Here is a 24,030-nt window from a genome sequence, read left to right on the forward strand (position 1 = left end):
CCGGCAACTGCGTGGTGCTGGCGTGGCCGATTACTGCGCGACCTGGGCCACCAGGCCCATTTCGGCGCTGCTCAGCAAGGATTCGATGTCCATCATGATGAGCATGCGGTCGCCCAGCGTGGCGATGCCGGTGACAAAAGCGGAATCCACCTGGCTTTCAAATTGCGGAGCCGGCTTGATGGCATCAGCCGTGAGGGCCACCACATCGGCCACGGCATCCACCACCGCGCCCAGCACGGTGCCACCCACATTCAGGATGATGACCACGGTGAAATCGGTGTATTCGGCAGTGGGGCAGTGCAGTTTGAGGCGCAGATCCACGATGGGAACGATGCGCCCGCGCAGATCGACCACACCCTTGATGAAATCAGGCGCATGGGCCATGCGCGTGGGCTGCTCATACGACCGGATTTCCTGCACCCGCAGGATGTCGATGCCGTATTCCTCCTCCCCCAGTCGGAAGGTCAGGTATTCCGCCGCGCGGGCTGTGGCAGCGGTGCGCGACGACGACTCGGAACGGGTTGCAGCGGGGGCAGAAATCATGTGCGCATCCTTCAAAACAGCGGTTCGGCAGGCTGATGGCCACGCCGGGCCTGCGCATATCGATGGAGCATAGCAGCCTTTGGTTGCATTTACTCACAATTACCGACGTATCCCTGTGGCGGGTCCGGTGCCCATGGCGGTGCAGCAAGCCTGCCCGAACAGGGGCTGGCCGGCACGTCAACCTGCGCGGCCGCAGCACCCGCCCCGACGCATGGGGGCAGCAGCAAAACGGCTCTCCCGCCCGCAAGCACCCGGCATTTCTTTAATTTGCTATTTTTTTTGATAGCTATCAGCGCTTTATCTGCAAACGATGAAGGCCTTTTTCCTTGAATACTGCGTGGGCAGCTCAAAAGCTTTCCCAATCGTCGTCGGCACCAGCCGCGGCCTTTGCCGCTGGCGCAGCGGACCTGGGCGCTGCGCCCGCAGGTGCTGCCAGGCGGGTGGATGCCGTGGCGGCGGCCGGGCCCTTGCCTGCCGCACGGACGGCGCCCGTGGCCCGCATTGCGGGCGGAGCGGGCACCGCCGCAGGACGGGGCCGCGCCGTAACCGGGGCGGAGCCGCCTGCGAAGCGAGCGTCCAGCCGGAAAACCGACACCGACTGCACCAGCTCGCCGGCCTGGGCATTGAGGCTGCTGGCGGCCGCGGCCATTTCCTCGACCAGGGCCGCATTTTGCTGCGTGGCCTGGTCCATCTGCATGACGGCTTCGCCGATCTGCGCAACGCCTGCGCTTTGCTCACTGCTGGCGGCGCTGATCTCGCCCATGATGTCGGTCACGCGGCGGATGGAGGCCACCACATCGGTCATGGTGGCGCCGGCCTTGTCCACCAGCAGCGTGCCTTGTTCCACCCGCTCCACGCTGGCGGTGATCAGGCCCTTGATTTCCTTGGCGGCTTCGGCGCTGCGGCCGGCCAGGCTGCGCACCTCGCTCGCCACCACGGCAAAGCCGCGCCCTTGCTCGCCGGCCCGGGCCGCTTCCACAGCGGCGTTCAGCGCCAGGATGTTGGTCTGGAAGGCGATGCCGTCAATCACGCTGATGATGTCGGCAATCTTGTTGCTGCTGGCGTTGATGCCCTTCATGGTCTCGACCACTTCGGCCACCACCTCGCCACCCTGCACGGCCACGGTCGATGCGGTCATGGCCAGCTGGTTGGCCTGGCGGGCGTTGTCGGCGTTCTGGCGCACGGTAGAGGCCAGTTCTTCCATCGAAGCGGCGGTTTCTTCCAGGGCCGAAGCCTGCTCTTCGGTGCGGCTGGACAGGTCGTTGTTGCCCGATGCAATCTGCGCACTTGCCGACGCCACGCCTTCGGCGTTGGTGCGCACGGCGCTCACCGTCTTCACCAGGCTTTGCTGCATGCGCTGCAATGCGCTGAGCAGGTAGCCGGTTTCGTCTTTGGACTGCACGACGATCTGCCCACTGAGATCACCACCGGCCACACGGTCGGCAGCCTCCACCGCCTGGGCCAGCGGGCGGGTGATGGAGCGGATGATGGTGATGGCCAGAAAGATGACCAGCCCGATGGCCAGCGCGCCGGCAATCAGCACGCCCCGCTGCAGTGCGGCGGCGGCCGATTCGGCGCGTTGGCCGGCAGTCGCCGTGGTTTGTGCCTGGAGCTCGACCTGCTCCTGGAGGACGGCCTGGTAGGCCAGCTGCGCAGGGCGCAGTTGCTCTTCAAGCAGTTTCAGTGCTTCCTCTTTCTGGCCTTGCTGGACCATGGCAAGGTATTGGTCAGCTAGCTTGAGGAACTCTGCGCGGGACTGCTGGATGCGCCCCATGGCCTCCTTGCCCCTTTCAGAGAGGACGAGGGTCTCAAGAATCTTCATTTGCTCCGAAATCACGGCCCGCGCAGAGGTAACCTGATCCAGCGACGACTTGGTGATGCTTTCAGAGTTGAAGATGGCCAGGTTGCGGAACTGGATGGCCTGCACATTCACCCGATCTACCACTATGCCCAAGGCTTTGGTAATCGGAATACGAACCTCAATCACGTCTTTGAGTTCGGTGCGCTGGCTGGCAGACATGATCAGGCTGACCGCGCCCAGCGTGATCAGCAAGGCGACCATGATGGCAAACGCCACCGTGAGCCGGGTTGAAATTTTGAGTTGATTCATGGAGTTTCTGCTGTTGCTTGCGTGCAGCCGATGAGCGCAGGCGAAGCCCGCGTGGATGCTGATTCAGCATAGCAGCGGATCGTTTCATTTGTTTACACGACGCCATTTGGCCCCGCGCGGCCCTCAACCACTAAGGGTTTACCCGCGCATTGGCAAAAACCGGCAACGGCATGGCAACGCCCTGTCACCCGCTCAGCGGGGCCACACTGTGGCTTGGGTTCTTGCTGCGCATGCAACGCCGCGCAACGTAGTGGGCATGAAAAAAGCATGCAACCTGGACGGCTTGCATGCTTTTGTTTTGATAGCTGCCAGCGCTTGATAGTAAAGCGCTGGGCCACTATTTCATTGAAAAGTTGACGACTGCAACTCAGGCAGCGCTCTTCTTAAAGTTTTCGATGCCGTCGGTGATTTCCTTCTTGGCCGCGTCAATGCCTTCCCAGCCCAGCACCTTGACCCACTTGCCCTTTTCCAGGTCCTTGTAGTGCTCGAAGAAGTGGGCGATGGCGTTGCGGCGCATGGCGTTCACGTCGTCGATGGTCTTCCAGTGGTCGTACATGGGCAGTATCTTGGACGTGGGCACGGCAATCACCTTGCCATCCACACCGGCCTCGTCTTCCATCATCAGGATGCCCAGGGGGCGGCAGGTCACGACCACGCCGGGGTGCAGGGGGTAAGGCGTGATCACCAGCACGTCCACCGGGTCGCCATCGCCCGACAGCGTCTGCGGCACATAGCCGTAGTTCGTGGGGTAGTGCATGGCCGTGGTCATGAAACGGTCCACAAAGATGGCGCCCGATTCCTTGTCCACTTCGTACTTGATCGGATCGGCGTTCATCGGGATCTCGATGACGACGTTGAAAGCGTCGGGAACGTTCTTGCCTGGGGGGACGTTATTGAGGGACATGTCTTGTAGAAGAAGTTGATTGACGACAATCCACGCAGCATGCAGCGTCGGGATTAACCCTGATTTTAGGCGCAGCCCCCTTTCTGCCCGCTTGCAAATTGGCGTTTGGCTGTAAATTGGGCCCGTTGGCCAATCGACTCCCTACACTGGAGCACGAGGAAGCAACGCAGCGGAAGCACGCCGATGCGTTGTGTTTCCTTCCGTGCGACTGATTAATTCAAGGAGTGACGAATGGCTGGAAATACAGCGCTGACTGCCCCTCTGATACTGGCTGTGGTTTGCGGATTGATTGCGGTGGCCTATGGCATCTGGGCCCGCGGATGGATCCTCGCCAAAGACCCCGGCAACGCCCGCATGCAGGAGATTGCCGCGGCCATCCAGGCCGGTGCCGCCGCGTACCTGGCCCGCCAGTACAAGACCATTGCCATCGTCGGCGTGGTGCTGGCGGTTCTCATTGGCATCTTTCTCGACGGCACCACGGCCGTGGGCTTTGTGGTGGGCGCGGTGCTCTCGGGCGCCTGCGGCTTCATCGGCATGAACGTGTCGGTGCGCGCCAATGTGCGCACGGCGCAGGCCGCCACGCACGGCATCGGCCCGGCGCTCGATGTGGCATTTCGCGGCGGCGCCATCACTGGCATGCTGGTGGTGGGGCTGGGGCTGTTGGGCGTTACGGGCTTTTACTGGTTTCTGGCGGGCAATGGCAACCTCACGCCCACGGCCAACCTGGCCAATCTGCTCAACCCGCTGATCGGCTTTGCGTTTGGCTCGTCGCTGATCTCGATCTTTGCGCGCCTGGGTGGCGGCATCTTCACCAAGGGCGCCGACGTGGGCGCCGACCTGGTGGGCAAGGTGGAGGCCGGCATCCCCGAGGACGACCCGCGCAACCCCGCCGTGATTGCCGACAACGTGGGCGACAACGTGGGTGACTGTGCCGGCATGGCGGCCGACCTGTTCGAGACCTACGCCGTGACGCTGATCGCCACCATGGTGCTGGGCGCCCTGCTGGTGGTGAGCGCCCCGGTCAACGCCGTGGTGTACCCGCTGGCGCTGGGGGCCGTGTCCATCATCGCGTCCATCATCGGCTGCTTCTTCGTGAAGGCTTCGCCGGGCATGAAGAACGTGATGCCAGCGCTGTACAAGGGCTTGGCGATTGCCGGCGTGCTGTCGCTCATCGCGTTCTACTTCGTCACCATCTGGATCATGCCGGACAACGCCATCACCGCCAGCGGCAGCCAGATCAAGCTGTTTGGCGCCTGTGCCACCGGGCTGGTGCTGACGGCCGCGCTGGTGTGGATCACCGAGTTCTACACCGGCACGCAATACTCGCCCGTGCAGCACATCGCGCAGGCCTCCACCACGGGCCACGGCACCAACATCATCGCGGGCCTGGGCGTGTCCATGCGCTCCACCGCCTGGCCGGTGATCTTCGTGTGCCTGGCCATTCTGTCGGCCTACCAGCTCGCTGGCCTGTATGGCATTGCGGTCGCGGCCATGTCGATGCTCAGCATGGCGGGCATCGTGGTGGCGCTGGATGCCTATGGCCCCATCACCGACAACGCGGGCGGCATTGCCGAGATGGCCGAGCTGCCCAGCAGTGTGCGCGACATCACCGACCCGCTGGACGCCGTGGGCAACACCACCAAGGCCGTGACCAAGGGCTACGCGATTGGCTCGGCAGGCCTGGCCGCGCTGGTGCTGTTTGCCGACTACACGCACAAGCTCGAAAGCTATGGCCGCGCCATCAGCTTTGACCTGAGCGATCCGCTGGTGATCGTAGGGTTGTTCATCGGCGGGCTGATTCCCTACCTGTTCGGCGCCATGGCCATGGAGGCCGTGGGCCGCGCGGCCGGCGCCGTGGTGGTGGAAGTGCGCCGCCAGTTCCGCGACATCCCCGGCATCATGGAAGGCACGGCCAAGCCCGAATACGGCCGCGCCGTGGACATGCTGACCACCGCCGCCATCAAGGAAATGGTGATCCCCAGCCTGCTGCCCGTGGTGGTGCCCATCGTGGTGGGCCTGGCGCTCGGCCCCAAGGCGCTGGGTGGCCTGCTCATGGGCACCATCGTCACCGGGCTGTTTGTTGCCATCAGCATGTGCACCGGCGGCGGCGCCTGGGATAACGCCAAAAAATACATCGAAGACGGCCACCACGGCGGCAAGGGCAGCGAGGCACACAAGGCCGCCGTCACGGGCGACACGGTGGGCGACCCCTACAAGGACACGGCCGGCCCCGCCATCAACCCGCTGATCAAGATCATCAACATCGTGGCGCTGCTGATCGTGCCGCTGGTGGTCAAATTCCACGGCGCGTGATTGCACCGCCACGGCTCTCCAAAGGCTCGCTGCGGCGGGCCTTTTTTCTGCCCGTTCCGGGCGTTAACCCGCCCGTTGGTGCCCCTGCCATGCGGTTCCGTCACGCCGCAAAATGCTATTAACACGATAGCTACTTCCGCTTTACAGACAAGCGCTACAGCCCAATTTGGCATGCAAAAAGCACGGCCCCACTGCTTTTGCCGCACAATTTGGCCATGCAACTGCACTTCATCGCCAACGCCCCCGTTCCGTCCACGTCCGGCCGCACCATCCCGGTGATCGACCCGTCGGACGGCCAGCCGTTTGACGACATCCAGCGCGGCACGGCCGATGACATCGACGCAGCGGTGCACGCCGCGCGCCAGTGCTACCACGCCGTGTGGCAAAAGCTGGCGCCAGTCGAGCGGGGCCGCCTGCTGCAAAAGCTCTCGGCCAAGATCCTGGAGCATGCCGACGAACTGACCACCCTGGAGCAGCGCGACTGCGGCAAGCCCACCCGCCAGGCACGGGCCGATGCGCTGGCGCTGGCGCGCTACTTCGAGTTCTACGCGGGCGCCTGCGACAAGTTGCACGGCGAGACCATTCCCTACGCCGACGGCTACAGCGTGCTCACCTGGCGCGAACCCCATGGCGTGACGGGCCACATCATTCCGTGGAACTACCCCATGCAGATTTTTGGCCGCAGCGTGGGCGGCGCGCTGGCAGCGGGCAATGTGTGCGTGGTCAAACCCGCCGAAGACGCGTGCCTGAGCCTGATCCGCGTGGCACAACTGGCGGCCGAGGTGGGTTTTCCATCGGGCGCGCTCAACATCGTCACCGGCTACGGACACGAGGTAGGCGACGCGCTGGCACGCCACCCGGGCATTGCCCACATCAGCTTCACGGGCAGCCCCAAGATTGGCACGCAAATCCAGCAGGTGGCCGCGGAGCGCCACTGCCCGGTGACGCTGGAGCTGGGCGGCAAAAGTCCCCAGATCATCTTTGCCGATGCCGACCTGGACGCCGCCGTGCCGGTGGTCATTAATGCCATCGTGCAAAACGCCGGGCAGACCTGCTCGGCCGGCTCGCGCGTGCTGATTGACTCGCTGATCTACGAACCGCTGCTGGCACGCCTGGGCAATGCCTTTGAAAAGCTGCGCGTGGGCCCCGCCGCCATGGACCTGGACGTGGGCCCGCTGATCCGCCAGTCGCAGCAGCAGCGCGTGTGGGACTTTTTGTCGGACGCGCAGGTGGCCGGCATCCCCATGGTGGCCCAGGGCCAGATCGTGGACGAGGCGCCCGAGACCGGCTTTTACCAGGCCCCCACACTGTTGCGCGATGTGCCGGTGGATCACCGCCTGGCACAGGAAGAAGTGTTCGGCCCCGTGCTGTCGGCCATGGCCTTCCAGGATGAAGACCACGCCGTGGAGCTGGCCAACGCCACGCAGTTCGGGCTGGTGGCGGGCATCTGGACGCGTGATGGCAGCCGCCAGTTCCGCATGGCCCGGCGCGTGCACAGCGGCCAGGTGTTCATCAACAACTACGGCGCCGCGGGCGGCGTGGAGCTGCCCTTTGGCGGCGTCAAATCCAGCGGTTACGGGCGCGAAAAGGGCCTGGAGGCGCTGCATGGCTTCACCACGCTCAAAACCGTGGCCATTCAGCACGGCTGACTGCGGCCGGCCCTGTCACGCCGGTGCACGACAGCGCGGCAGCGTGCCGCTAGCATGGTTGCCTGTCCCCTTCCCCTTTCACTTTTGCACGACGGTTTTTCTTCTCCATGCCCCTGAGCCCCCCTGCCCCCCGCACCGCCCGGCACCAGCGCCGCGTCAATTACCAAGGCTATGAACGCGATGATGGGCTGTGGGACATCGAAGGCGAGTTGCACGACAGCAAGATGCACGATGCGCCCTCGTTCCGCGAGTCCGGCCTGCGCCGTGCCGGCGAGCCCATCCACCACATGTGGCTGCGCGTCACCGTCAACCGCCAGCTCGTGGTGCAGGCCATTGACGTGGCCATGGACACCCATCCACTCAAGGACTGCCCCCAGGCCCAGCCCGCGCTGCAATCCATGGTGGGCTGCAGCATGGCGCGCGGCTGGCGCCAGGCCATCCAGAAGAACCTGGGCGGCGTGGCCAGCTGCACGCACCTGCGCGAGCTGCTGTTCAACCTGGCCACGGCGGCTTTCCAGTCGGTGCCCGCCGTGTTTTCGTCGGCCAACGAGGACGAGCCACCCCGCCACCTGGGCCAGTGCACCGGATGGGACTTCAACGGCAACGGCGTGAAGGAATATTTTCCGCAGTTCTACCGCCGCAGCCCCGACGGTTTGGCCGTGCCCGTGGGCCAGCTCGAGTCGGCAGGCCCGGCCGCCGATGCACGCGCCGAGCTGCAGCCATAGGCTGGCCACGCGGGAGGCAAAAAACAAACAAAAACACCTGATTAGCGACTTATCTCAGATGTCTCACCCCCATCATCCGTTCGGGCTGAGCCTGTCGAAGCCAGGACACTGCTTTGGTGCGGCCCTTCGACAGGCTCAGGGCGAACGGGGTCTGAGATATGTCGCCAATCAGGCGAAAACAGCCTCTAGCCATTGCCCAGCAAGCGCAAGCTGCTATGAAATTTAAACAGCCAGGAGACAACACCATGCGCGTGCAGCACAAATCCATCATCGTCACCGGCGCCGGCAACGGCATTGGCGAAGGCATCGCCAAGCGCCTGGCGGCCGAGGGCGGCCGGGTCATCGTCAACGACATCACCGAGGCCGGCGGCCAGCGCGTGGTGGCCGAAATCATTGCCGCTGGAGGCGCAGCCACATTCTTCCAGGCCGACGTAACAAAGTCCGCCGACGTCAAGGCCCTGGTCGACGAGGCCGTGCGCCTGCATGGCCGGCTCGACGTGGTGGTCAACAACGCCGGCTGGACGCACCGCAACCGCCCCATGCTCGAAGTGAGCGAGGAAGAGTTCGACAAGGTCTATGCCATCAACGTCAAAAGCATCTACCTCTCGGCCATCCACGCCGTGCCCGCCATGCGTCGGGGCGGTGGCGGCAGCTTCATCAACATTGCCTCCACCGCCGGCCTGCGCCCGCGCCCGGGCCTGACCTGGTACAACGGTTCCAAGGGCGCCGTCATCATCACCAGCAAGTCGATGGCGGCCGAGCTGGGGCCTGACAACATTCGTGTGAACTGCATCAACCCCGTGTTCAACCCCGACACGGGCCTGGCCGCAGAGTTTGCCGGCGGCCCCGTGGACGCGACGCGCCGCGCCAAGTTCCTCGCCACCATTCCGCTGGGACGTTTCTCCACCGCGCTCGACGTGGCCAACGCCGCGCTGTACCTGGCCAGCGACGAGGCTGCGTTTGTCAGCGGCGTGTGCATCGAGGTGGACGGCGCACGTTGCGTCTGATCGCTCTCTGAGCGGGGGCGAGCGCTGCGCCCGCCCCATGGCACCGCACCGCAGGGTCATTCGTACCGGCATGCACCCCGGGTCGCCAAACCTGACACACTGCGCCGCTCAGGAGACACACATGTTGATACAACTGACTTACGCCAGCCGCACCGCACGCATCCTGGGGCCTGCGGACATCAAAGACATACTGGGCGCATCGCAACGCAACAATGCCCGCGCAGGCATTACCGGCGCGCTGTGTCTGAACCATGGCATTTTTTTGCAGCAACTTGAAGGTGACCGCGCGGCGGTGAACGCGCTCTATCACCGCTTGCTCAAAGACACCCGCCACCGCGACACGGCCGTGCTCGACTTTGGCGAAATTCCGCACCGGCGCTTTACCAGCTGGTCCATGGGGCTGCTGACCTCGCTGGACACCAACCGGCAACTGTTCCTCAAATACTCCAGCTCTGCCGATTTCGATCCTTACAGCATGAGCACGTCCACCCTACGCAGCTTTTTTGACGAAGTCATGCAGAACGTGCGCTGGCTGGAGTAACACCCTGCGCGCGGCCGCGGGGCTGCACGCTGCGTGCTCAGCCCAGCACCTCGCGCAAGGCGGCTTCATAAAGGCCTGTCAGCCGGTCCATCACGCTCAGCAGGCGTTCACTGGTGGTGGCCACCGCGCTCAGGCCCTGCTCATCGGCGGGACGGCGCAGCGCAGAGTCAAAAAACACCCACTGCGAGGCCGCCAGTTCCAGTTCACCCCGAATGGCGGGCGTGGACACTGGCGCAGCCGCCAGGGATTGCATGGCCTGCCGGAAATCGGCGGCGTCCGCCGCAAGTTGCGCTTGCACCACCTTGCTGTCCGCTTTGGCGGCAACCAGAAAATAGTTCTTGGCCAGGCGCTGGGACAGCATGCGCTGGCGGCCGGCCAGGTTCACCAGCCGCGCGCTGGCCACGCGCGCCATTTTTTCGATGGACTCGGTCACTGCCTGGGCCACCAGCAGCATGCGGTCAGACTGCTCGGACACCGCCACCACGGCCGCCCGCGATGTGGGGGCCGCTGTCAACTGGTCGAGCAATGCGAACTGCTTTTGCACTTCGTCCAGCTGACGCACCACTTCGGCGGGCCACTGGCCCGACCGCAGGCCCCGGGCCAGCTCGGCCGAACCCTGCTGCACCATCTTGCGCGCATGGCCCAGCACATCCGTCGCAGCGGCAGGCATCACCTGCAAATGCTGCTGGCAATACGCCTTTGCCATGCGCTGTGACAGTGCCCGAAACCACCCCGCGTGGTTGACGGCGCCAGAAAGCGCGATTTGCGCCTGGGCCCCGCTGGCCCAGGTGGGCAGCAGGATGCCTGCCGCGACCCACTGCACCGCCAACCGTCGCTGACAGTGCAGCGCCTGTGCCATCGAACCATCACTCGCATCACTCACATTCGTCATGTCATTTCCTTGAAAACACATGCCCCGATTGTTGTGACACGCCATCGGCGCCCCCTGCGTCAGGTCAAGCAAATGCCATTGGCACGCCCTATGCGAGCTATCCCGGCGATTCGCCCGCACCATTGACTTCAGTCAACTTCAACAGCAGGGGCAAGCCCGCGGATGCGGGGCTGATGCGGCAGAATCACCCCATGTCTGAACGTGTGATTCCTCTGGTGGACCAACGCATCGCTGCTCTGGCGCCCAAGGTGCCCGCGCAGGCCACCGCCCCCACCGGTCTGCTGACCGACACCCGGGGCCGTCCGCTGCGCGACCTGCGCATCAGCGTGACCGACCGCTGCAACTTCCGCTGCAACTACTGCATGCCCAAGGAAGTGTTCGACAAGGACCATGCCTACCTGCCGCACAACGCCCTGCTGAGGTTTGAAGAGATCACGCGGCTGGCGCGGCTGTTTCTGGCGCATGGCGTGCGCAAGATCCGCCTGACCGGGGGCGAGCCCCTGCTGCGCAAGAACCTCGAAGAACTGGTGGCGCAACTGGCCCAATTGCGCACGGTCGATGGCCTGCCGCCCGACCTCACGCTCACCACCAACGGCTCGCTGCTGGCGCGCAAGGCGCGGGCGCTCAAGGATGCGGGCCTGAACCGCGTGACGGTGAGCCTTGACGGGCTCGACGACGCGGTGTTTCGCCGCATGAACGATGTGGATTTCCCGGTGGCCGATGTGCTGGCCGGCATCGAGGCAGCACACGCGGCGGGCCTGTCGCACATCAAGGTCAACATGGTGGTCAAGCGCGGCACCAACGACCATGAAATTTTGCCCATGGCGCGGCATTTTCGCGGCACCGGCACCACGCTGCGCTTCATTGAATACATGGACGTGGGCGCCACCAACGGCTGGCGCATGGACGAGGTGCTGCCCTCGGCCGAGTTGATTGCACGCCTGCGCGCCGAACTGCCGCTGGTGCCGCTGAGCCCGACCAGCCCCGGCGAAACCGCCGAGCGCTGGGGCTATGCCAATGCCGCCGGCCAGCATGACCCGGCCCTCGGCGAAGTGGGGGTGATCAGCAGCGTGACCCAGGCCTTCTGCCATGACTGCAACCGCGCCAGGCTGTCCACCGAAGGCAGGCTCTACCTGTGCCTGTTTGCCACCCAGGGCCATGACCTGCGCGGCTTGCTGCGCGGCGGCGCCACCGACGAAGCCATTGCATCGGCCATCGCCCCCATCTGGCAGGGCCGCACCGACCGTTATTCAGAACTGCGCAGCAGCCTGGCTGCCGACACCACGCAGGGCGCACGGCGGGTGGAGATGAGCTACATCGGTGGATGAGATGAAGCGCCTCCCCCTGAGTCGCCTTCGGCGCCTTCCCCCTCTCTCGCTACGCGGGAGGGGAACGCACCCGGTGGCCTGGCAGAGCCAGTTCCACGGGTGCACTGGTCTATGCCGTGCCTGCTTCAAGGCAACAGGAAACACACTGTCTGTGCAAACCATTGAAACCAACGAATGATTGAAACCCAAGACATCACCGGCCTGGTTCTCGCAGGCGGCCGGGGCTCCCGCATGGGCGGCGTCGATAAAGGCCTGCAAAACTTTCGCGGCCTGCCGCTGGCGCTGCACACGCTGATGCGCCTGCAAATGCAGGTGGGTGCCACCATGGTCAATGCCAACCGCAACCTGGCAGCCTACGAGGCCTTTGGCGCCCCGGTCTGGCCCGACGTGATTGCCGACTATGCCGGCCCGTTGGCCGGTTTTCTGACCGGGCTGGAGCGCTGCGAGACGCCCTGGCTGCTCACCGTGCCCTGCGACACGCCGCTGTTTCCGCTGGACCTGGCCGCACGGCTGGCTGCTGCCGCCGACCAGGCGGGCGCCGACATTGCCATGGCCGCAGCCCCCGAGGACGATGGCGCGGGCGGCACCGCCGTGCGCCCCCAGCCCGTGTTCTGCCTGCTGCGCGTGGACTTGCTTGAAAGCCTGGTGGCCTTCACCCAGGCCGGCGGCCGCAAGATCGACGCCTGGACCGCGCAGCACCACCAGGTGGTGGTGCCGTTCGACCAGCCGGGCGATGACCCGCTGGCGTTCTTCAACGCCAACACGCTGGCCGAGCTGCACCGGCTTGAGGGCGCAGGCACGCCATGACCTGGCTCATCCGCCCCCTGACGGCTGCGGACGTGCACCCCTACAAGTCGCTGCGCGACGAATCTCTTTACTGCGCCCCCGAGGCCTTTACCGCCGACCATGCCGCGTCGGTGAAGCGCCCCGCCAACGCCTACGCCCCGCGCTTTGGCGCCCCCGCATCGGGCCATTTCTTTCTGGGCGCCTTCAACGCTGCCAGCCAGTTGCTGGGCTGCGTTGGCTGCGAACGCGAGCTGTTACCGCAGCAGCGGCACAGCGCCCGTCTGGTCAGCATGATGGTGGCGCCCGCTGCGCAGCGCTGCGGCATCGGGCAACAGCTCCTGGCGGCCTGCATCCACCATGCCGCGCAAGTACCCGGACTGGAGCAGCTGACCCTCACGGTCACCGCCGCCAACCAGCATGTGGTGCGCCTGTATGAGCGCGCCGGCTTTCGCGCCTGGGGCTTGCTGCCCCGCGCCATCGTGGTGCGGGGCGTGGGTTTCGACAAGCTGCACATGGTGCGGCTTCTTCCATCATCACCGTTGATTTCCGCATGAAAACCATTGCCCAGATCGCTGCCGAGCTGCAGGGTTACGACCCGCAGGCGCTCAACGCCGACCAAGTGTCGGCCTTTCTCGAACGGCTCGTTCAGCCCGTGACAACCACCGAAGAGGTCGGCATTTTTGAAGGGCTGGGCCGGGTGCTGGCCCGCGACGTGGTCTCGCCCCTGAGCGTGCCGCCCCACGACAACTCGGCGATGGATGGCTATGCACTGGCCGGCGCGCAACTGGTGGCGGGGCAGCCCCTCACGCTGCGCGTGGTGGGCACCGCGCTGGCCGGCAAGGCCTGGGCCGGCACCGTGGGCGCAGGCGAGTGCCTGAAGATCATGACCGGCGCCATCATGCCCGCGGGCCTGGACACCGTGGTGCCGCAAGAGTTCACCACGACCGCCGCCGACGGGCACATCACCATCGCCGCCGATGTGCTGCGCCTGGGCGACAACCGCCGCTTCAAGGGCGAAGACCTGATGGAAAGCGGCGTGGCGCTCTCAAAAGGAGAGCTGCTGACGCCCGCTGCACTTGGTCTGGTGGCCAGTCTGGGGCTGAAAACCGTCACGGTTTACCGTCGCCTGCGCGTGGCGTATTTCTCCACCGGCGACGAAATCTTGAGCCTGGGCGAGCCGCCCCGCGAGGGCGCGGTGTACGACAGCAACCGCTACACCGTGTTTGGCCTGCTCACACGCCTGGGTGTGGAAGTGATCGACCTGGGCGTGGTGCGCGATGAACCCGCCCTGCTGGAGGCCGCCTTTCGCGATGCCGCGCAGCGGGCCGACGCCATCATCACCAGCGGCGGCGTGAGCGTGGGCGAGGCCGACCACACGCGCACCATGATGAAGCAGCTCGGTGACGTGGCCTTCTGGCGCATCGCCATGCGCCCCGGCCGACCCATGGCCGTGGGGCGCATTACAGCCTCCGTTTTTCAAGCAAAAGAGGCCTCTGGCGCTTATGCAGAAAGCGCAAGCAGCTATCAAAAAGATACCAAACCGGAAACAGGTGACGCCATCCTCTTCGGCCTGCCCGGCAACCCCGTGGCGGTCATGGTGACCTTTCTCGCGTTTGTGCGCCCCGCCCTGCTGCGCATGATGGGTAGCACCCGCCCCGCCCCGCCGCTGCTGCGCGCCGTGAGCACCGAAGCCATCCGCAAGAAGCCCGGCCGCACCGAATACCAGCGCGGCCTGGTCACCACCGCACCCGACGGCACGCTGCAGGTCTGCACCACGGGCAACCAGGGCTCGGGCGTGCTCAGCTCCATGGTGCAGGCCAACGGCCTGATCGTGCTGCACCACGGCCAGGGCAACGTGGCGCCGGGTGATGCCGTGGATGTGATGGTGTTTGACGGAGTGATTTAACCCCCCTGTGTCGCTTCGCGCCATCCCCCCAGGGGGACGACGCCCTCGCTGCGGGGCGGCCCTTGCTCGGCGTCCCTGGCCGGGACGCGCCGGTTGCACGCCGAGCGGGTGAAGCGCAGCACAATGGATCTCTTCGCATTTCTGCAGAAATCTTCGCACCTATGCCCTACGCCGCCCAGCACCTCGCCCAAGCCCCCACCCGCGCAGAGGTGGACAGCCTGCCCGGCGCCACCGTGCTCGAATTCGGCACGCCGTGGTGCGGCCACTGCCAGCGCGCCCAGTCCTTCATCGCGCAGGCCCTGCACGACCGGGTCGATGTGGCCCATGTCAAGGTGGAAGACGGCCCCGGCCAGCGCCTGGGTCGCAGCTTTGGCGTGAAGCTCTGGCCCACCCTGGTGCTGCTGCGCGATGGACAGGAAGTGGCGCGCGTGGTGCGGCCCCAGGACGCCGGCGCAATGGCGCAGCTGCTTGGCGCAGACCGGCCGGCGCAAGACTGATGCCCGGGCGAACTCATACGGATTTGCATTCAATCGGATAACTGGGCGGGAAGCCGCAGACAGTGCTGGAGCACGGCAAGGCGAACCAACGACGCCAACCTTTTGAAGGCAAAGCCGTTTTAATTCTTCATGGTGCGCTGCACCACCCGCGACCCATGAAACTGGCGCGGCCCAGGCCATGGCAGCCAAGCAAGGGCCGCCCCGCAGCGAGGGCTGCGTCCCCCTGCCCGCAGCGTGCAGCGCTGCGAGAGCGGGGGGAAGCGGCAAAGCCGCTCAGGGAGGTGTTTCACTTCAGGCCTGTTCGATCACCGGGGTGCGGTGGGCCAGCCAGGCCAGCGCACCGGTCAGCAGTGCCATCGCCACGCAGAAAATGACAATGGCCACCGGCAGGCCCAGGTGGTCCGACAACCAACCCACGCCCAGTATGGGCAGGATGGTGCCCAGGTAGCCCACCACCAGATAAGTGGACAGCAGCCCGGACCGGTTCTGTGGGCCCGCCACCTTGTTCACGATGGCAATGCCGGCCAGGTTCACCAGGCCATGGCCCGCGGCGGTGCACAGCACGCTCAGCACAAACAGCAGCGGCAGGTTGGTGTAGGTGGTGGCAATCAGCAGCAGGTTGCAGGCCGCCAGCAGACCCAGTCCAACGATGGCACAGGTCTTGGTGTGCACCGGCCGGGCCAGCCACTGAAAGCCGGCAGAAAGAAACAAAATCATGGCGATCGACAGGCCGCTCACCGCAGGGCCATGCCAGGGCACCATGTGCGCCATGAAGCTCGGCGCCAGCGACGCATAAAGGCCAAAGATGCTGAAGGTGCTGAACGCCCCCAGGCTGGCAATCAGAAATGGGCGGCGCAGGGCAGGTTGCGGCAGCGTGATGCGCGGCAGCCAGTCGTGCAAGGCAAACGGCGTTGGCGCGGCGGCCGAGGCTGCAGGCGCCAGCTGCACCCGGTACAGGGCATAGATCGCCAGCACCCCCAGCACCACGCTGGGCGCATAGGCCGTCACCAGCGGCAGCGGCACCCACTGGGCCATCAGCCCGCCCACCAGCGGCCCCAGGCCAAAGCCCAGCGCCATGGCAAAACTCGTCATGGCCGAGGCGCGCATCACGTTGCTGCTGCGGTTCAGCTGCGTGAGGCCAATGGACGCCGAGGTGGTGATCATTCCCGAGGCAATGCCAATCAGCACGCGGCTGGCCACGAACGACGCGACGCTCCATGCCAGCGCCGACAGCAGCACCCCGGACGTGACCAGCACCAGGCCGTGGCGCAGCACCGGCAAGAAACCAAAGCGGTCGCTCAGCCGCCCCAGAAACAACAGGCTGGCCAGCGCCCCGACCATGTAGGCCACATAAATGCCAGTGATGTGGCTGGGCTGCAGGCCCCAGTGGGCCTGGTACAGCGGATACAGCGGGCTGGCCAGGGCAGTGCCCATGACCCCCACGCACATGGCAAAGCAAACCCAGGCAAACGGAGGCCAATGACGTTGCATAAACGGTAGTCAGACAGGGCGCGAAGCGGCTGTGCTCGTGAAAGGAAAAGGATGGGGGGAAACGCAAAAGCCGCATGCGGTCCAGGGGCGCACACGGCTTTCTCGGGTTCCGGGGCTTCATCCGCTGTGTTGCCAGGCGCACGCAGGCGGGGAATTTACAGTGCCTCATTTTACGAACAACATCCCGGCACGCCCGCGCGCCCCCTGCGCGACCCTGCCTGCCGTCGTGCCATTGCACAGCCGACGCGCCCCGCCACCACCCAACGCACATTGTTTGATCCAACCCCGTGGGCCCGGGCAAGTAGCGTGAAGTCCGGAGTCTAGAATGACCTTTTCACAAAAGTGGTTACCACCATGATCAAGCGCACTGCCCTGGCACTGACGACCGCCCTGATGGCCGCACTCGTGACCCTGCCCACGATGGCCCAGCCGGCCAAGGCACGCGCCACCGCCAAGGTAGACCTGGATGCGCGCTTCAGCGAAGCGCAGTCCAGCCCCAAGCTGGCCGAAGATCTTTACAAGGTGGGCCGCAAGGTGGCTGCCGTGTGCGCCAACTGCCATGGCGAAGGGGGCACCAGCACCAAGCCGTCCATTCCCAATCTGGCGGGCCAGAACCCGGCCTATCTGCTGGAACAGATGCGCCAGTTCGCCGACGGCCGGCGCCGCAACGAATTCATGGAAGGCATGATCCGCGCCATGGACAGCGACGAAAAAATCGGCATGGTGCTGTTCTATGCCGCGCAGCAAGTGGCCCACCAGCCCACAGCCAACCCTGCGCTGGCCGCCAAGGGGCAGGAATATTTCGAGAAGACCTGCTTTCGCTGCCATGGCACGAGCGGCCGCGGCAACGCGCAGATTGCCCGCATCGCCGGGCAGCAGCCCGACTACCTGCGCCTGACCCTCCACCGCTACCGCGACGGCACCGGGGTGCGCGCCAATTCCATCATGACCCCCAACACCAAGCTCATGTCGGACGCCGACATCGAGGCCGTCGTGGCCTATGTGTCGTCGATGCCCTGATCATCGCGCAAGCCGTTGCTGCAGGCCTGCACAATATTGCTGAATTTGGATGCAAATCAGGCTACAGCGCCTATAAAGCAAGCGTAATCAGCTATCAACTCAATAGCATTTTTAGCCCGCGCAGGCCACGATGCGGCAGGCCTTGCCGCTGCGCCCCCGGGGCACGGGAAGGCCCAGCTCCTGCAGCACACGCAGCCGGGGCACGCCCTGGGCCTTGGCAAAGGCCTTGAGCGCGGCGCAGCAGCGCTCCATGGCCGCCTGCCCCGCCTCGCCCGTCGCAGGCAGGCGCAGCACCAGCGTGTGCTCGTCCTGCTGGCGCAGATGAAAATCGAACACGCCCGCGTCATCCTCCAGCACGGTGGACAAGGCCATGGGCAGCAGCGTCACCGCCCGGCCATCGTGCCCCGCCATGTGCAAGAGGTCGTCGTGGCGCCCCTGCACCACCATCACCGGCAACGGCGAACCACAGCCGCAGCGCCCGGGCTGCAGCGTGATCTGGTCGCCCAGGTCGTAACGGATAAGGGGCTGAACGGTGTTGGCCAGGTTGGTCAGCAGCACGCTGCACGACGGCTGGCCTGCGGGCACGGGGCGGTAGTGCTCGTCCACAGGCTCCAGGATCACCCAGTCGGCGTTCAGGTGCATGTGGCCATGGGCGCATTCCCAGCCCATGGTGAAGAACTCAGACGCACCATAGCTGTTGCGCACGGGGCAGCCCAGCCCCCTTTCGATGTAGGCGCGCACGGCGGGGCTCAGGGTTTCACCGCCGGTCCACACCTCTTGCGGCGCTATGCGCAACGCGCCAGACCCTGCCTCGTCGGCCAGCAGCGCGGCGGCGGTGGGGTACGTGGCGAGCACCGTGGGCGAGAAGTCGTTGAGGGCGGTCACCAGCTCGGGCGTGGGCACCTGGATGGAAAAACTGCGCGTGCTGCCAGCCAGCCAGGGGTTGAGTGCCCGCATCCGCTGCACCGAGACATAGCTGGCGAAATGCCCGCTGGTCGCCCCCACGAAGGCAATGCGCTCAGACAGGCACAGCGGGTCCAGCCAGCGCCGCATCGGGCGCGGTGCGCAGCGGCGCAGTGCCTCCAGCGCGTCGTACACGGCCATGGCCTGCGCATCCTGCACAAAGATGCCGGGCTGACCGCTGGTGCCCGAGCTTTCCCACACCATGTAGCGGCCCTGCCAGGGCTCGGCAATGCGCGAGGGGTCGGCCGTGAAGGCACGCAACCCGTCGAGCGTGAGGCACGGGTCGGTCACCCAATCGTCAAAGCGCTCCATCAGCTGGCAGCGCGTCACCACCGGCAACGACGGCAGCGGCGTGCGCGCCGAAATGTCGGCGCCCAGCAGTTCGCGATAAAAGCGCGAGCCCTTCAGCGCGGCCCCCAGCAGCAGCGCCAGCCGCGCCTGCTGGCGCCGCACCAGGCCCTGCGGCGCATCGCGGTTGGCGGCCATGATGTCCATCGACACCGCCGACAGACGCAGCGGGTCGTATACGGTACTCATGGCGGCGCCGCCCCGGCCGGCCAGCCCACGGTCTGCGCCAGCAGCACCTGCTGGTTGGTTCCCAGCCCCATGGCCTGCGCGAGCGCGGTGCGGTCCAGCCAGGCCCGGATGACGGTGGCCAGCCCGGTGGATGCAGCCTGCAGATAGACGTTTTGCGCCATGGCACCCGCGGCCGCCGAGGCATAGGCGCTGCGCTGCTCGGCGGGCACCAGCTTCATGCGCCCATGGTCGGCCACATAGACAAGATCAAGCGGCGCGCTGTCCACGAAATCCTGGTAGCCCGTGACGCGCCGCACATCGGCGACCACCGTGCGCTGCAGCGCATGGGCGTGGGGGTCGTAAAGGTACAGGCCTTCGGGCAGAGCCACATACACATCCACCTCCTGCGCGTTCATGGCGCTGGGCGCCGTGCGTCCGCCGCTGTCGGGCCGGTTGACGCCCGCCGCAGCCCACAGCAGGTCCGACAGCACCGGAAGCTGCAGGGCAACGGGATCGAATTCGCGCTGCGACCGCCGCCGGGCCAGGGCCTGCATCAGCAGCATGCCAGTTTCGCGCCGCGGCGGCGGCAAGGCCAGCACCGGGCTGCCGTCGCCCGTGGGGGGCTCGGGGCGCAATTGCCCCATCAACCCCAGCGCCATCTTGGTCAGCGGGTTCACGTTCACTCCTTGCACAGAGTTCCACCGGCTGCCATCAGACCACAGCGCCGCGCCCTTGCCTACTGGCATCGTTCAGGCCTGCGCTGCCGGCGGACGATTCACGCGCCAGGTTTCTTACATAAAAACAGCTCTAGCCCTTTACACCTCAGCGCCAGAAGCTATCAATCAAGTAGCACTAGACGCGGCGTCGGCAGCGCATAACCGCAGAAGCGGGTCGAGAACTTCAGCCGCGCCCCAGGGCCTTTTCCACGCCGCGGTTGGCCAGGGCGTCGGCGCGTTCGTTGCCCGGATCACCCGAATGCCCACGCACCCAGCGCCAGTCGATGCGGTGCCCGGCATTGGTGACCAGCGCATCCAGGCGCTGCCACAGCTCGACGTTTTTCACCGGCTGCTTTGCGGCGGTGCGCCAGCCGCGCGCTTTCCAGCCGTGGATCCATTCGGTGATGCCTTTGCGCACATATTCACTGTCGAGGTACAGCGTCACCGCGCAAGGCCGCTTGAGCGCGGACAGCGCCTCGATGACGGCAATGAGCTCCATGCGGTTGTTGGTGGTGCCAAGTTCGCCGCCAAAGAGTTCTTTTTCGGTGGCGCCGGAGCGCAGCAACACGCCCCAACCGCCGGGGCCCGGATTGCCCTTGCAGGCGCCATCGGTGTATATCTCAATCTGATTCAAACTTTTTTCCTGTCTGTGGTGCCCGCCGCGGCGGTGGGCACCAGGCTTGTGCGGTGGGATGGCTTCTGGGTGGCACTGCGGTTGGCCACCGGCACCGAGGCGGTGGCGCGCTGCGGGGCGGTGCGCCAGGCGGGCTCGAGCAGGCGCATGCCATGCACGCGCTTGACGGCCACCAGAAAGTACGCGGCCCCGAGTATCGGCCACCATTGCTCGCCCAGGCGGTCCATCCAGGCAAATCGTTCCAGCCAGTGGCTGCTGCGCGCCGCGGGCCGATAACAGCCAAAGCGCGCCGACTCCACCTCGAAACTCAGCAGCCGCAGCCAGTCGCGCAGCCGCCGGTAGCCAATGAATTCGCCCGCATCCGGCAAAAACAGCCGGCCCGCCCCAGGCGCTGGTAAAGGCGCGCCCGATGCTGGCGCAAGGCCCACAGGCTGACCGGATTGAGCCCGCTGATCACCACCCGACCCTCGGGCACCAGCACCCGCTCGACCTCGCGCAGCGCGGCATGCGGGTCCACGCTCTGCTCCAGCGTGTGGGGCAGCAAGATGAGGTCAAGGCTGTTGTCCGCAAAGGGCAGCGCCACCGGGTCGGCCAGCAGGGCCAGCAGGCGCAGGGGATCGGAGCCGGCTGCGGCGCCCGTGGCCGGCTGCGGGGTTACGGCGCGGGCGCCGGGCAGCATGGCAATGCCCTCCTCGCCCAATGCCAGCCACTGGTGGGGTATCCGGTTGGCGCGCAGGCCGTCGAGCATGGGAATGCCGATCTGCAGGCCGTGGTAGCCAAAGATGTCCGCCACCGCCTCGTCAAAGCGCTCCTGCTCCCACGCCAGCAGGTAACGGCCGGGCGGGGAGTCGAACCAGTGGTGCAAACTTATAATTGGATGGCTCATGAACTTGCTACCGCTGCCCGCCTTTACCGACAACTACATCTGGATGCTGCACAACGGCCGGCATGCCATGGTGGTGGACCCCGGCGACGCAGCGCCCGTGCTGCAGGCGCTGCAAGCGCAGGGACTGCAATTGCAGGCCATTCTAGTCACGCACCACCACGCGGACCATGTCGGCGGCGTTGATGCCTTGCGCGCTGCCACCGGCGCGCAGGTGTATGGCCCCGCGCGCGAGCGCATCCCCGAGCCGCTGGTGCGCCTGGCGCAGGGCGACACCGTGGACCTGCTGGGCCTGCGGTTTTCGGTGCTCGATGTTCCGGGCCACACCGCCGGCCACATCGCCTATTACTGCCCCGACATGGAAGGCTCCCCGCTGCTGTTTTGCGGAGACACCCTTTTTTCTGGCGGCTGCGGGCGCCTTTTTGAAGGCACGCCCGCGCAGATGCTGGCCTCCCTTGACCAGCTGGCAGCCTTGCCAGGCAGCACCCGCGTATGCTGCACCCACGAATACACCCTCTCCAACCTGCGCTTTGCGCGCGCGGTGGAGCCCGCCAACCAAGCGCTGCGCGACTACAGCAGCCATTGCGAAAGGCTGCGAGCGCAGCAACAGCCCACGCTGCCATCGCGCATTGCGCTGGAACGTGACATCAACCCTTTTCTGCGGGTCCGCGAAGCCGCGGTTGCCGCAGCCGCCCAAGGCTTCGATGCCCGGGTCCAACCACAAGACGCCGTGGCGGTGTTTGCCGCCCTGCGCCAATGGAAAGACGACTTCTGATGAAAATTCTGCGCTTCGCCTGCCTTGCAGGTCTGCTGTGGCTGACCGGCTGTGCCACCAATGGCACGACCTCCAGCGGCCCGTTCAACACCGATTCGTCGCCAGGCACCGCCAGCCACACCCCCGTCATCCCCAAAGGGCCTCTGAGCCCGATCACGGCTGGCCGTGCCGCCAGCAGCGAAGTGGCCTCGCTGTCCACCCCCGCCGACCTGTGGGAGCGCATTCGCCGCGGCTTTGCCATGCCCGACCTGCAGCACGAACTGGTGCAGGACCGCGAGCAGTGGTACGCCAGCCGCCCCGACTACATGCAGCGCATGACCGAGCGCTCCAGCAAATACCTGTTCCACATTGTTGAAGAACTGGAACGCCGAGGCATGCCTACCGAACTGGCACTGCTGCCCTATATCGAAAGCGCATTCAACCCACAGGCCGTGTCCAGTGCCAAGGCCGCCGGCATGTGGCAGTTCATGCCCGCCACTGGCAACTACTTCGACCTCAAGCAAAACGCCTTTCGCGACGACCGCCGCGATGTGCTCGCGTCCACCCGCGCCGCGCTCGACTACCTGCAAAAACTTTATGGCATGTTTGGCGACTGGCACCTGGCCCTGGCCGCCTACAACTGGGGCGAAGGCAGCGTGGGCCGGGCCATTGCCAAGAACCAGAAGGCGGGGCTGGGCACCCGCTACACCGACCTGAACATGCCGGCCGAAACGCGGCTGTATGTGCCCAAGCTGCAGGCCGTGAAGAACATCGTGGCCAACCCCGAGGCGTTTCGCACCGAACTGCCGCTGATCGAAAACCATCCCTATTTCCAGACGGTGGACATCACCCACGACATCGACGTGGCCGTGGTCGCCCAGCTGTCCGGGGTACGCGAAGCCGATTTTCGCGCGCTGAACCCCTCGTTCCACCGCCCCACCATTTTTGCCGCCGGAACCCCCCAGATCCTGCTGCCATGGGACAACGCGCGCGTGTTCCAGCGCAACCTGGAAGCCAAGAACCAGGGGCAATACGCCAGCTGGACGGTGTGGTCCGTGCCCACCACCATGAGCGTGGCCGAGGCCGCCCAGCGCACCGGCATGGGCGAGGCGGACCTTCGGGCGCTCAACAACATCCCGCCGCGCATGCTCATCAAGGCGGGCTCGGCGTTGATGGTGCCGCGCACCACCACCACCCGCCAGGACGTTTCGGCCCACCTGGCAGACAACGGCCAGCTGGCCTTTACGCCCGAAATCGTCACCCGCCGCACCACGGTGCGCGCCGGCAAGCGCGACACCGTGCGCAGCATTGCGCAGCGCTATCGCGTCAGTGCCGACCATGTGGCGGACTGGAACGATGTGAAGGCCAGCGCCGCCTTCAAGGCCGGACAGCAGATCGTAATGTTCTTGCCTGTGCGCATGGGCCAAGACACAAAGGCCGACCGCAGCGCCAGCCGCAAGGCCGCCCCCAAAGCCGCCGCGTCCAACCCCACGCGCAAGGGTGGCAAACCCGCCAAGAAGCGGCGCTAGGGGCCCATGCGCAGCGCCACCGATATGGGCGAGGTGGCGCCGTGGTGTGCGCAGGCGCTTAGAAGCGCAGGGTGTGCATTCCCAGCAACCCCAGTACGCCAATCACGATCAGGTAAAGCGCCACGATGGTGCTGAGCAGGCGCGGCATGACCAGGATGAGGATGCCCGCGATCAGGGAGACGAGGGGGCCAATGCTGAGGCTCAGCGACATGTGAAGGTCCTTTAAAAAGAGTGCAAAAGAAGGGGCGGGCACCAAGGGAAAACCCGGCGGTCCTGGATTCTCACCCACTTGCGCAGCCGCCTCAGCGGCATCTTCGAATCGC

The 24,030-nt window shown here is 65.7% G+C and carries 22 protein-coding genes and 1 pseudogene; 13 read left to right on the forward strand and 10 right to left on the reverse strand.

The window, feature by feature from the left end:
* Window positions 1–30: 30 nt before the first annotated feature.
* From CBP34_RS12540 to ppa, 3 genes are all read right to left on the reverse strand, one after another.
* Window positions 31–543: a chemotaxis protein CheW gene (locus tag CBP34_RS12540; RefSeq protein WP_094098226.1), complete on the reverse strand. Its 513-nt coding sequence runs from the start codon at window positions 541–543 to the stop codon at window positions 31–33.
* Between the two features lie 346 nt (window positions 544–889).
* On the reverse strand, window positions 890–2,653 hold the full coding sequence (locus CBP34_RS12545; protein ID WP_094098228.1) for a methyl-accepting chemotaxis protein: 1,764 nt from the start codon (window positions 2,651–2,653) through the stop codon (window positions 890–892).
* A gap of 367 nt (window positions 2,654–3,020) precedes the next feature.
* A complete protein-coding gene (gene ppa / locus CBP34_RS12550) occupies window positions 3,021–3,557 on the reverse strand; it encodes an inorganic diphosphatase (RefSeq protein WP_086912771.1) in 537 nt (178 codons plus the stop codon).
* A 231-nt stretch (window positions 3,558–3,788) separates the two neighbouring features.
* On the opposite strand from ppa, the gene CBP34_RS12555 reads away from it, so the two are divergent.
* The 5 genes from CBP34_RS12555 (at window position 3,789) to CBP34_RS12575 (ending at window position 9,792) form a co-directional block, all read left to right on the forward strand.
* Window positions 3,789–5,870, forward strand: a complete 2,082-nt coding sequence (locus tag CBP34_RS12555) for a sodium-translocating pyrophosphatase (protein ID WP_086927675.1) — start codon at window positions 3,789–3,791, stop codon at window positions 5,868–5,870.
* Between the two features lie 215 nt (window positions 5,871–6,085).
* Window positions 6,086–7,519 (forward strand): aldehyde dehydrogenase family protein, encoded by a 1,434-nt coding sequence (locus tag CBP34_RS12560; RefSeq protein WP_094098229.1) that lies wholly within the window; start codon window positions 6,086–6,088, stop codon window positions 7,517–7,519.
* A 107-nt stretch (window positions 7,520–7,626) separates the two neighbouring features.
* A complete protein-coding gene (locus tag CBP34_RS12565) occupies window positions 7,627–8,244 on the forward strand; it encodes a DUF2889 domain-containing protein (RefSeq protein ID WP_094098231.1) in 618 nt (205 codons plus the stop codon).
* 245 nt (window positions 8,245–8,489) lie between these two features.
* Complete coding sequence (locus CBP34_RS12570) at window positions 8,490–9,251, forward strand: SDR family oxidoreductase (protein WP_094098233.1); 762 nt, start codon at window positions 8,490–8,492, stop codon at window positions 9,249–9,251.
* A gap of 121 nt (window positions 9,252–9,372) precedes the next feature.
* The gene (locus tag CBP34_RS12575) at window positions 9,373–9,792 is read left to right on the forward strand and encodes a BLUF domain-containing protein (RefSeq protein WP_094098235.1); all 420 of its coding nucleotides are present in this window, start codon (window positions 9,373–9,375) and stop codon (window positions 9,790–9,792) included.
* Between the two features lie 37 nt (window positions 9,793–9,829).
* Here the strand turns inward: CBP34_RS12575 and CBP34_RS12580 are convergent, their stop codons facing one another.
* On the reverse strand, window positions 9,830–10,684 hold the full coding sequence (locus CBP34_RS12580) for a type IV pili methyl-accepting chemotaxis transducer N-terminal domain-containing protein (RefSeq protein WP_094098236.1): 855 nt from the start codon (window positions 10,682–10,684) through the stop codon (window positions 9,830–9,832).
* Between the two features lie 191 nt (window positions 10,685–10,875).
* Between CBP34_RS12580 and moaA the strand changes: the two genes are divergently transcribed.
* From moaA to CBP34_RS12605, 5 genes are all read left to right on the forward strand, one after another.
* The gene (gene moaA / locus CBP34_RS12585; RefSeq protein ID WP_094099172.1) at window positions 10,876–12,012 is read left to right on the forward strand and encodes a GTP 3',8-cyclase MoaA; all 1,137 of its coding nucleotides are present in this window, start codon (window positions 10,876–10,878) and stop codon (window positions 12,010–12,012) included.
* 174 nt (window positions 12,013–12,186) lie between these two features.
* Entirely contained in the window at window positions 12,187–12,819 is a 633-nt protein-coding gene (mobA, locus tag CBP34_RS12590; RefSeq protein ID WP_094098237.1) for a molybdenum cofactor guanylyltransferase MobA, read from the forward strand.
* Complete coding sequence (locus CBP34_RS12595; RefSeq protein ID WP_094098238.1) at window positions 12,816–13,352, forward strand: GNAT family N-acetyltransferase; 537 nt, start codon at window positions 12,816–12,818, stop codon at window positions 13,350–13,352. The genes mobA and CBP34_RS12595 overlap by 4 nt, the downstream gene beginning before the upstream one ends.
* Window positions 13,349–14,704 carry a molybdopterin molybdotransferase MoeA gene (gene moeA / locus CBP34_RS12600; RefSeq protein WP_094098239.1) on the forward strand — a complete coding sequence of 452 codons (1,356 nt, stop codon included), beginning with the start codon at window positions 13,349–13,351 and terminating at the stop codon, window positions 14,702–14,704. The genes CBP34_RS12595 and moeA overlap by 4 nt, the downstream gene beginning before the upstream one ends.
* A gap of 161 nt (window positions 14,705–14,865) precedes the next feature.
* Window positions 14,866–15,201 carry a thioredoxin family protein gene (locus tag CBP34_RS12605; RefSeq protein WP_094098240.1) on the forward strand — a complete coding sequence of 112 codons (336 nt, stop codon included), beginning with the start codon at window positions 14,866–14,868 and terminating at the stop codon, window positions 15,199–15,201.
* Window positions 15,202–15,492: 291 nt separating this feature from the next.
* Here the strand turns inward: CBP34_RS12605 and CBP34_RS12610 are convergent, their stop codons facing one another.
* The gene (locus CBP34_RS12610) at window positions 15,493–16,635 is read right to left on the reverse strand and encodes an MFS transporter (protein ID WP_472231555.1); all 1,143 of its coding nucleotides are present in this window, start codon (window positions 16,633–16,635) and stop codon (window positions 15,493–15,495) included.
* Window positions 16,636–17,046: 411 nt separating this feature from the next.
* Between CBP34_RS12610 and CBP34_RS12615 the strand changes: the two genes are divergently transcribed.
* Window positions 17,047–17,712 carry a c-type cytochrome gene (locus CBP34_RS12615; protein ID WP_236748416.1) on the forward strand — a complete coding sequence of 222 codons (666 nt, stop codon included), beginning with the start codon at window positions 17,047–17,049 and terminating at the stop codon, window positions 17,710–17,712.
* A 111-nt stretch (window positions 17,713–17,823) separates the two neighbouring features.
* Here CBP34_RS12615 and CBP34_RS12620 read toward each other — a convergent pair whose 3' ends face one another.
* From CBP34_RS12620 to CBP34_RS12635, 4 genes and pseudogenes are all read right to left on the reverse strand, one after another.
* The gene (locus CBP34_RS12620; protein WP_086912782.1) at window positions 17,824–19,212 is read right to left on the reverse strand and encodes a phenylacetate--CoA ligase family protein; all 1,389 of its coding nucleotides are present in this window, start codon (window positions 19,210–19,212) and stop codon (window positions 17,824–17,826) included.
* The gene (locus tag CBP34_RS12625) at window positions 19,209–19,868 is read right to left on the reverse strand and encodes a SagB/ThcOx family dehydrogenase (RefSeq protein ID WP_086914119.1); all 660 of its coding nucleotides are present in this window, start codon (window positions 19,866–19,868) and stop codon (window positions 19,209–19,211) included. The genes CBP34_RS12620 and CBP34_RS12625 overlap by 4 nt, the downstream gene beginning before the upstream one ends.
* Before the next feature lie 223 nt (window positions 19,869–20,091).
* Window positions 20,092–20,541 carry a ribonuclease HI gene (gene rnhA / locus CBP34_RS12630; RefSeq protein WP_086912783.1) on the reverse strand — a complete coding sequence of 150 codons (450 nt, stop codon included), beginning with the start codon at window positions 20,539–20,541 and terminating at the stop codon, window positions 20,092–20,094.
* A pseudogene (locus CBP34_RS12635) lies at window positions 20,538–21,406 on the reverse strand (class I SAM-dependent methyltransferase). The gene rnhA and the pseudogene CBP34_RS12635 overlap by 4 nt, the downstream one beginning before the upstream one ends.
* 19 nt (window positions 21,407–21,425) lie before the next feature.
* Here CBP34_RS12635 and gloB point away from each other — a divergent pair.
* The gene (gene gloB / locus CBP34_RS12640; protein WP_094098242.1) at window positions 21,426–22,199 is read left to right on the forward strand and encodes a hydroxyacylglutathione hydrolase; all 774 of its coding nucleotides are present in this window, start codon (window positions 21,426–21,428) and stop codon (window positions 22,197–22,199) included.
* The gene (locus CBP34_RS12645) at window positions 22,199–23,707 is read left to right on the forward strand and encodes a transglycosylase SLT domain-containing protein (protein WP_094098243.1); all 1,509 of its coding nucleotides are present in this window, start codon (window positions 22,199–22,201) and stop codon (window positions 23,705–23,707) included. Before gloB ends, CBP34_RS12645 begins: the two co-directional genes overlap by 1 nt.
* A gap of 58 nt (window positions 23,708–23,765) precedes the next feature.
* Here CBP34_RS12645 and CBP34_RS12650 read toward each other — a convergent pair whose 3' ends face one another.
* Window positions 23,766–23,918, reverse strand: a complete 153-nt coding sequence (locus CBP34_RS12650) for a DUF3096 domain-containing protein (RefSeq protein ID WP_086912787.1) — start codon at window positions 23,916–23,918, stop codon at window positions 23,766–23,768.
* Window positions 23,919–24,030 lie beyond the last annotated feature (112 nt).

It is taken from the genome of Acidovorax carolinensis, assembly GCF_002157145.1.
Lineage (GTDB): Bacteria > Pseudomonadota > Gammaproteobacteria > Burkholderiales > Burkholderiaceae_C > Acidovorax > Acidovorax carolinensis.

Excerpts from the sequence above, each read along its gene's own strand:
- CBP34_RS12540 (WP_094098226.1), bottom strand. The coding sequence starts at position 543 with ATGATTTCTGCCCCCGCTGCAACCCGTTCCGAGTCGTCGTCGCGCACC.
- CBP34_RS12545 (WP_094098228.1), bottom strand. The coding sequence starts at position 2,653 with ATGAATCAACTCAAAATTTCAACCCGGCTCACGGTGGCGTTTGCCATC.
- ppa (WP_086912771.1), bottom strand. The coding sequence starts at position 3,557 with ATGTCCCTCAATAACGTCCCCCCAGGCAAGAACGTTCCCGACGCTTTC.
- CBP34_RS12555 (WP_086927675.1), top strand. The coding sequence starts at position 3,789 with ATGGCTGGAAATACAGCGCTGACTGCCCCTCTGATACTGGCTGTGGTT.
- CBP34_RS12560 (WP_094098229.1), top strand. The coding sequence starts at position 6,086 with ATGCAACTGCACTTCATCGCCAACGCCCCCGTTCCGTCCACGTCCGGC.
- CBP34_RS12565 (WP_094098231.1), top strand. The coding sequence starts at position 7,627 with ATGCCCCTGAGCCCCCCTGCCCCCCGCACCGCCCGGCACCAGCGCCGC.
- CBP34_RS12570 (WP_094098233.1), top strand. The coding sequence starts at position 8,490 with ATGCGCGTGCAGCACAAATCCATCATCGTCACCGGCGCCGGCAACGGC.
- CBP34_RS12575 (WP_094098235.1), top strand. The coding sequence starts at position 9,373 with ATGTTGATACAACTGACTTACGCCAGCCGCACCGCACGCATCCTGGGG.
- CBP34_RS12580 (WP_094098236.1), bottom strand. The coding sequence starts at position 10,684 with ATGACGAATGTGAGTGATGCGAGTGATGGTTCGATGGCACAGGCGCTG.
- moaA (WP_094099172.1), top strand. The coding sequence starts at position 10,876 with ATGTCTGAACGTGTGATTCCTCTGGTGGACCAACGCATCGCTGCTCTG.
- mobA (WP_094098237.1), top strand. The coding sequence starts at position 12,187 with ATGATTGAAACCCAAGACATCACCGGCCTGGTTCTCGCAGGCGGCCGG.
- CBP34_RS12595 (WP_094098238.1), top strand. The coding sequence starts at position 12,816 with ATGACCTGGCTCATCCGCCCCCTGACGGCTGCGGACGTGCACCCCTAC.
- moeA (WP_094098239.1), top strand. The coding sequence starts at position 13,349 with ATGAAAACCATTGCCCAGATCGCTGCCGAGCTGCAGGGTTACGACCCG.
- CBP34_RS12605 (WP_094098240.1), top strand. The coding sequence starts at position 14,866 with ATGCCCTACGCCGCCCAGCACCTCGCCCAAGCCCCCACCCGCGCAGAG.
- CBP34_RS12610 (WP_472231555.1), bottom strand. The coding sequence starts at position 16,635 with ATGGGCACTGCCCTGGCCAGCCCGCTGTATCCGCTGTACCAGGCCCAC.
- CBP34_RS12615 (WP_236748416.1), top strand. The coding sequence starts at position 17,047 with ATGATCAAGCGCACTGCCCTGGCACTGACGACCGCCCTGATGGCCGCA.
- CBP34_RS12620 (WP_086912782.1), bottom strand. The coding sequence starts at position 19,212 with ATGAGTACCGTATACGACCCGCTGCGTCTGTCGGCGGTGTCGATGGAC.
- gloB (WP_094098242.1), top strand. The coding sequence starts at position 21,426 with ATGAACTTGCTACCGCTGCCCGCCTTTACCGACAACTACATCTGGATG.
- CBP34_RS12645 (WP_094098243.1), top strand. The coding sequence starts at position 22,199 with ATGAAAATTCTGCGCTTCGCCTGCCTTGCAGGTCTGCTGTGGCTGACC.
- CBP34_RS12650 (WP_086912787.1), bottom strand. The coding sequence starts at position 23,918 with ATGTCGCTGAGCCTCAGCATTGGCCCCCTCGTCTCCCTGATCGCGGGC.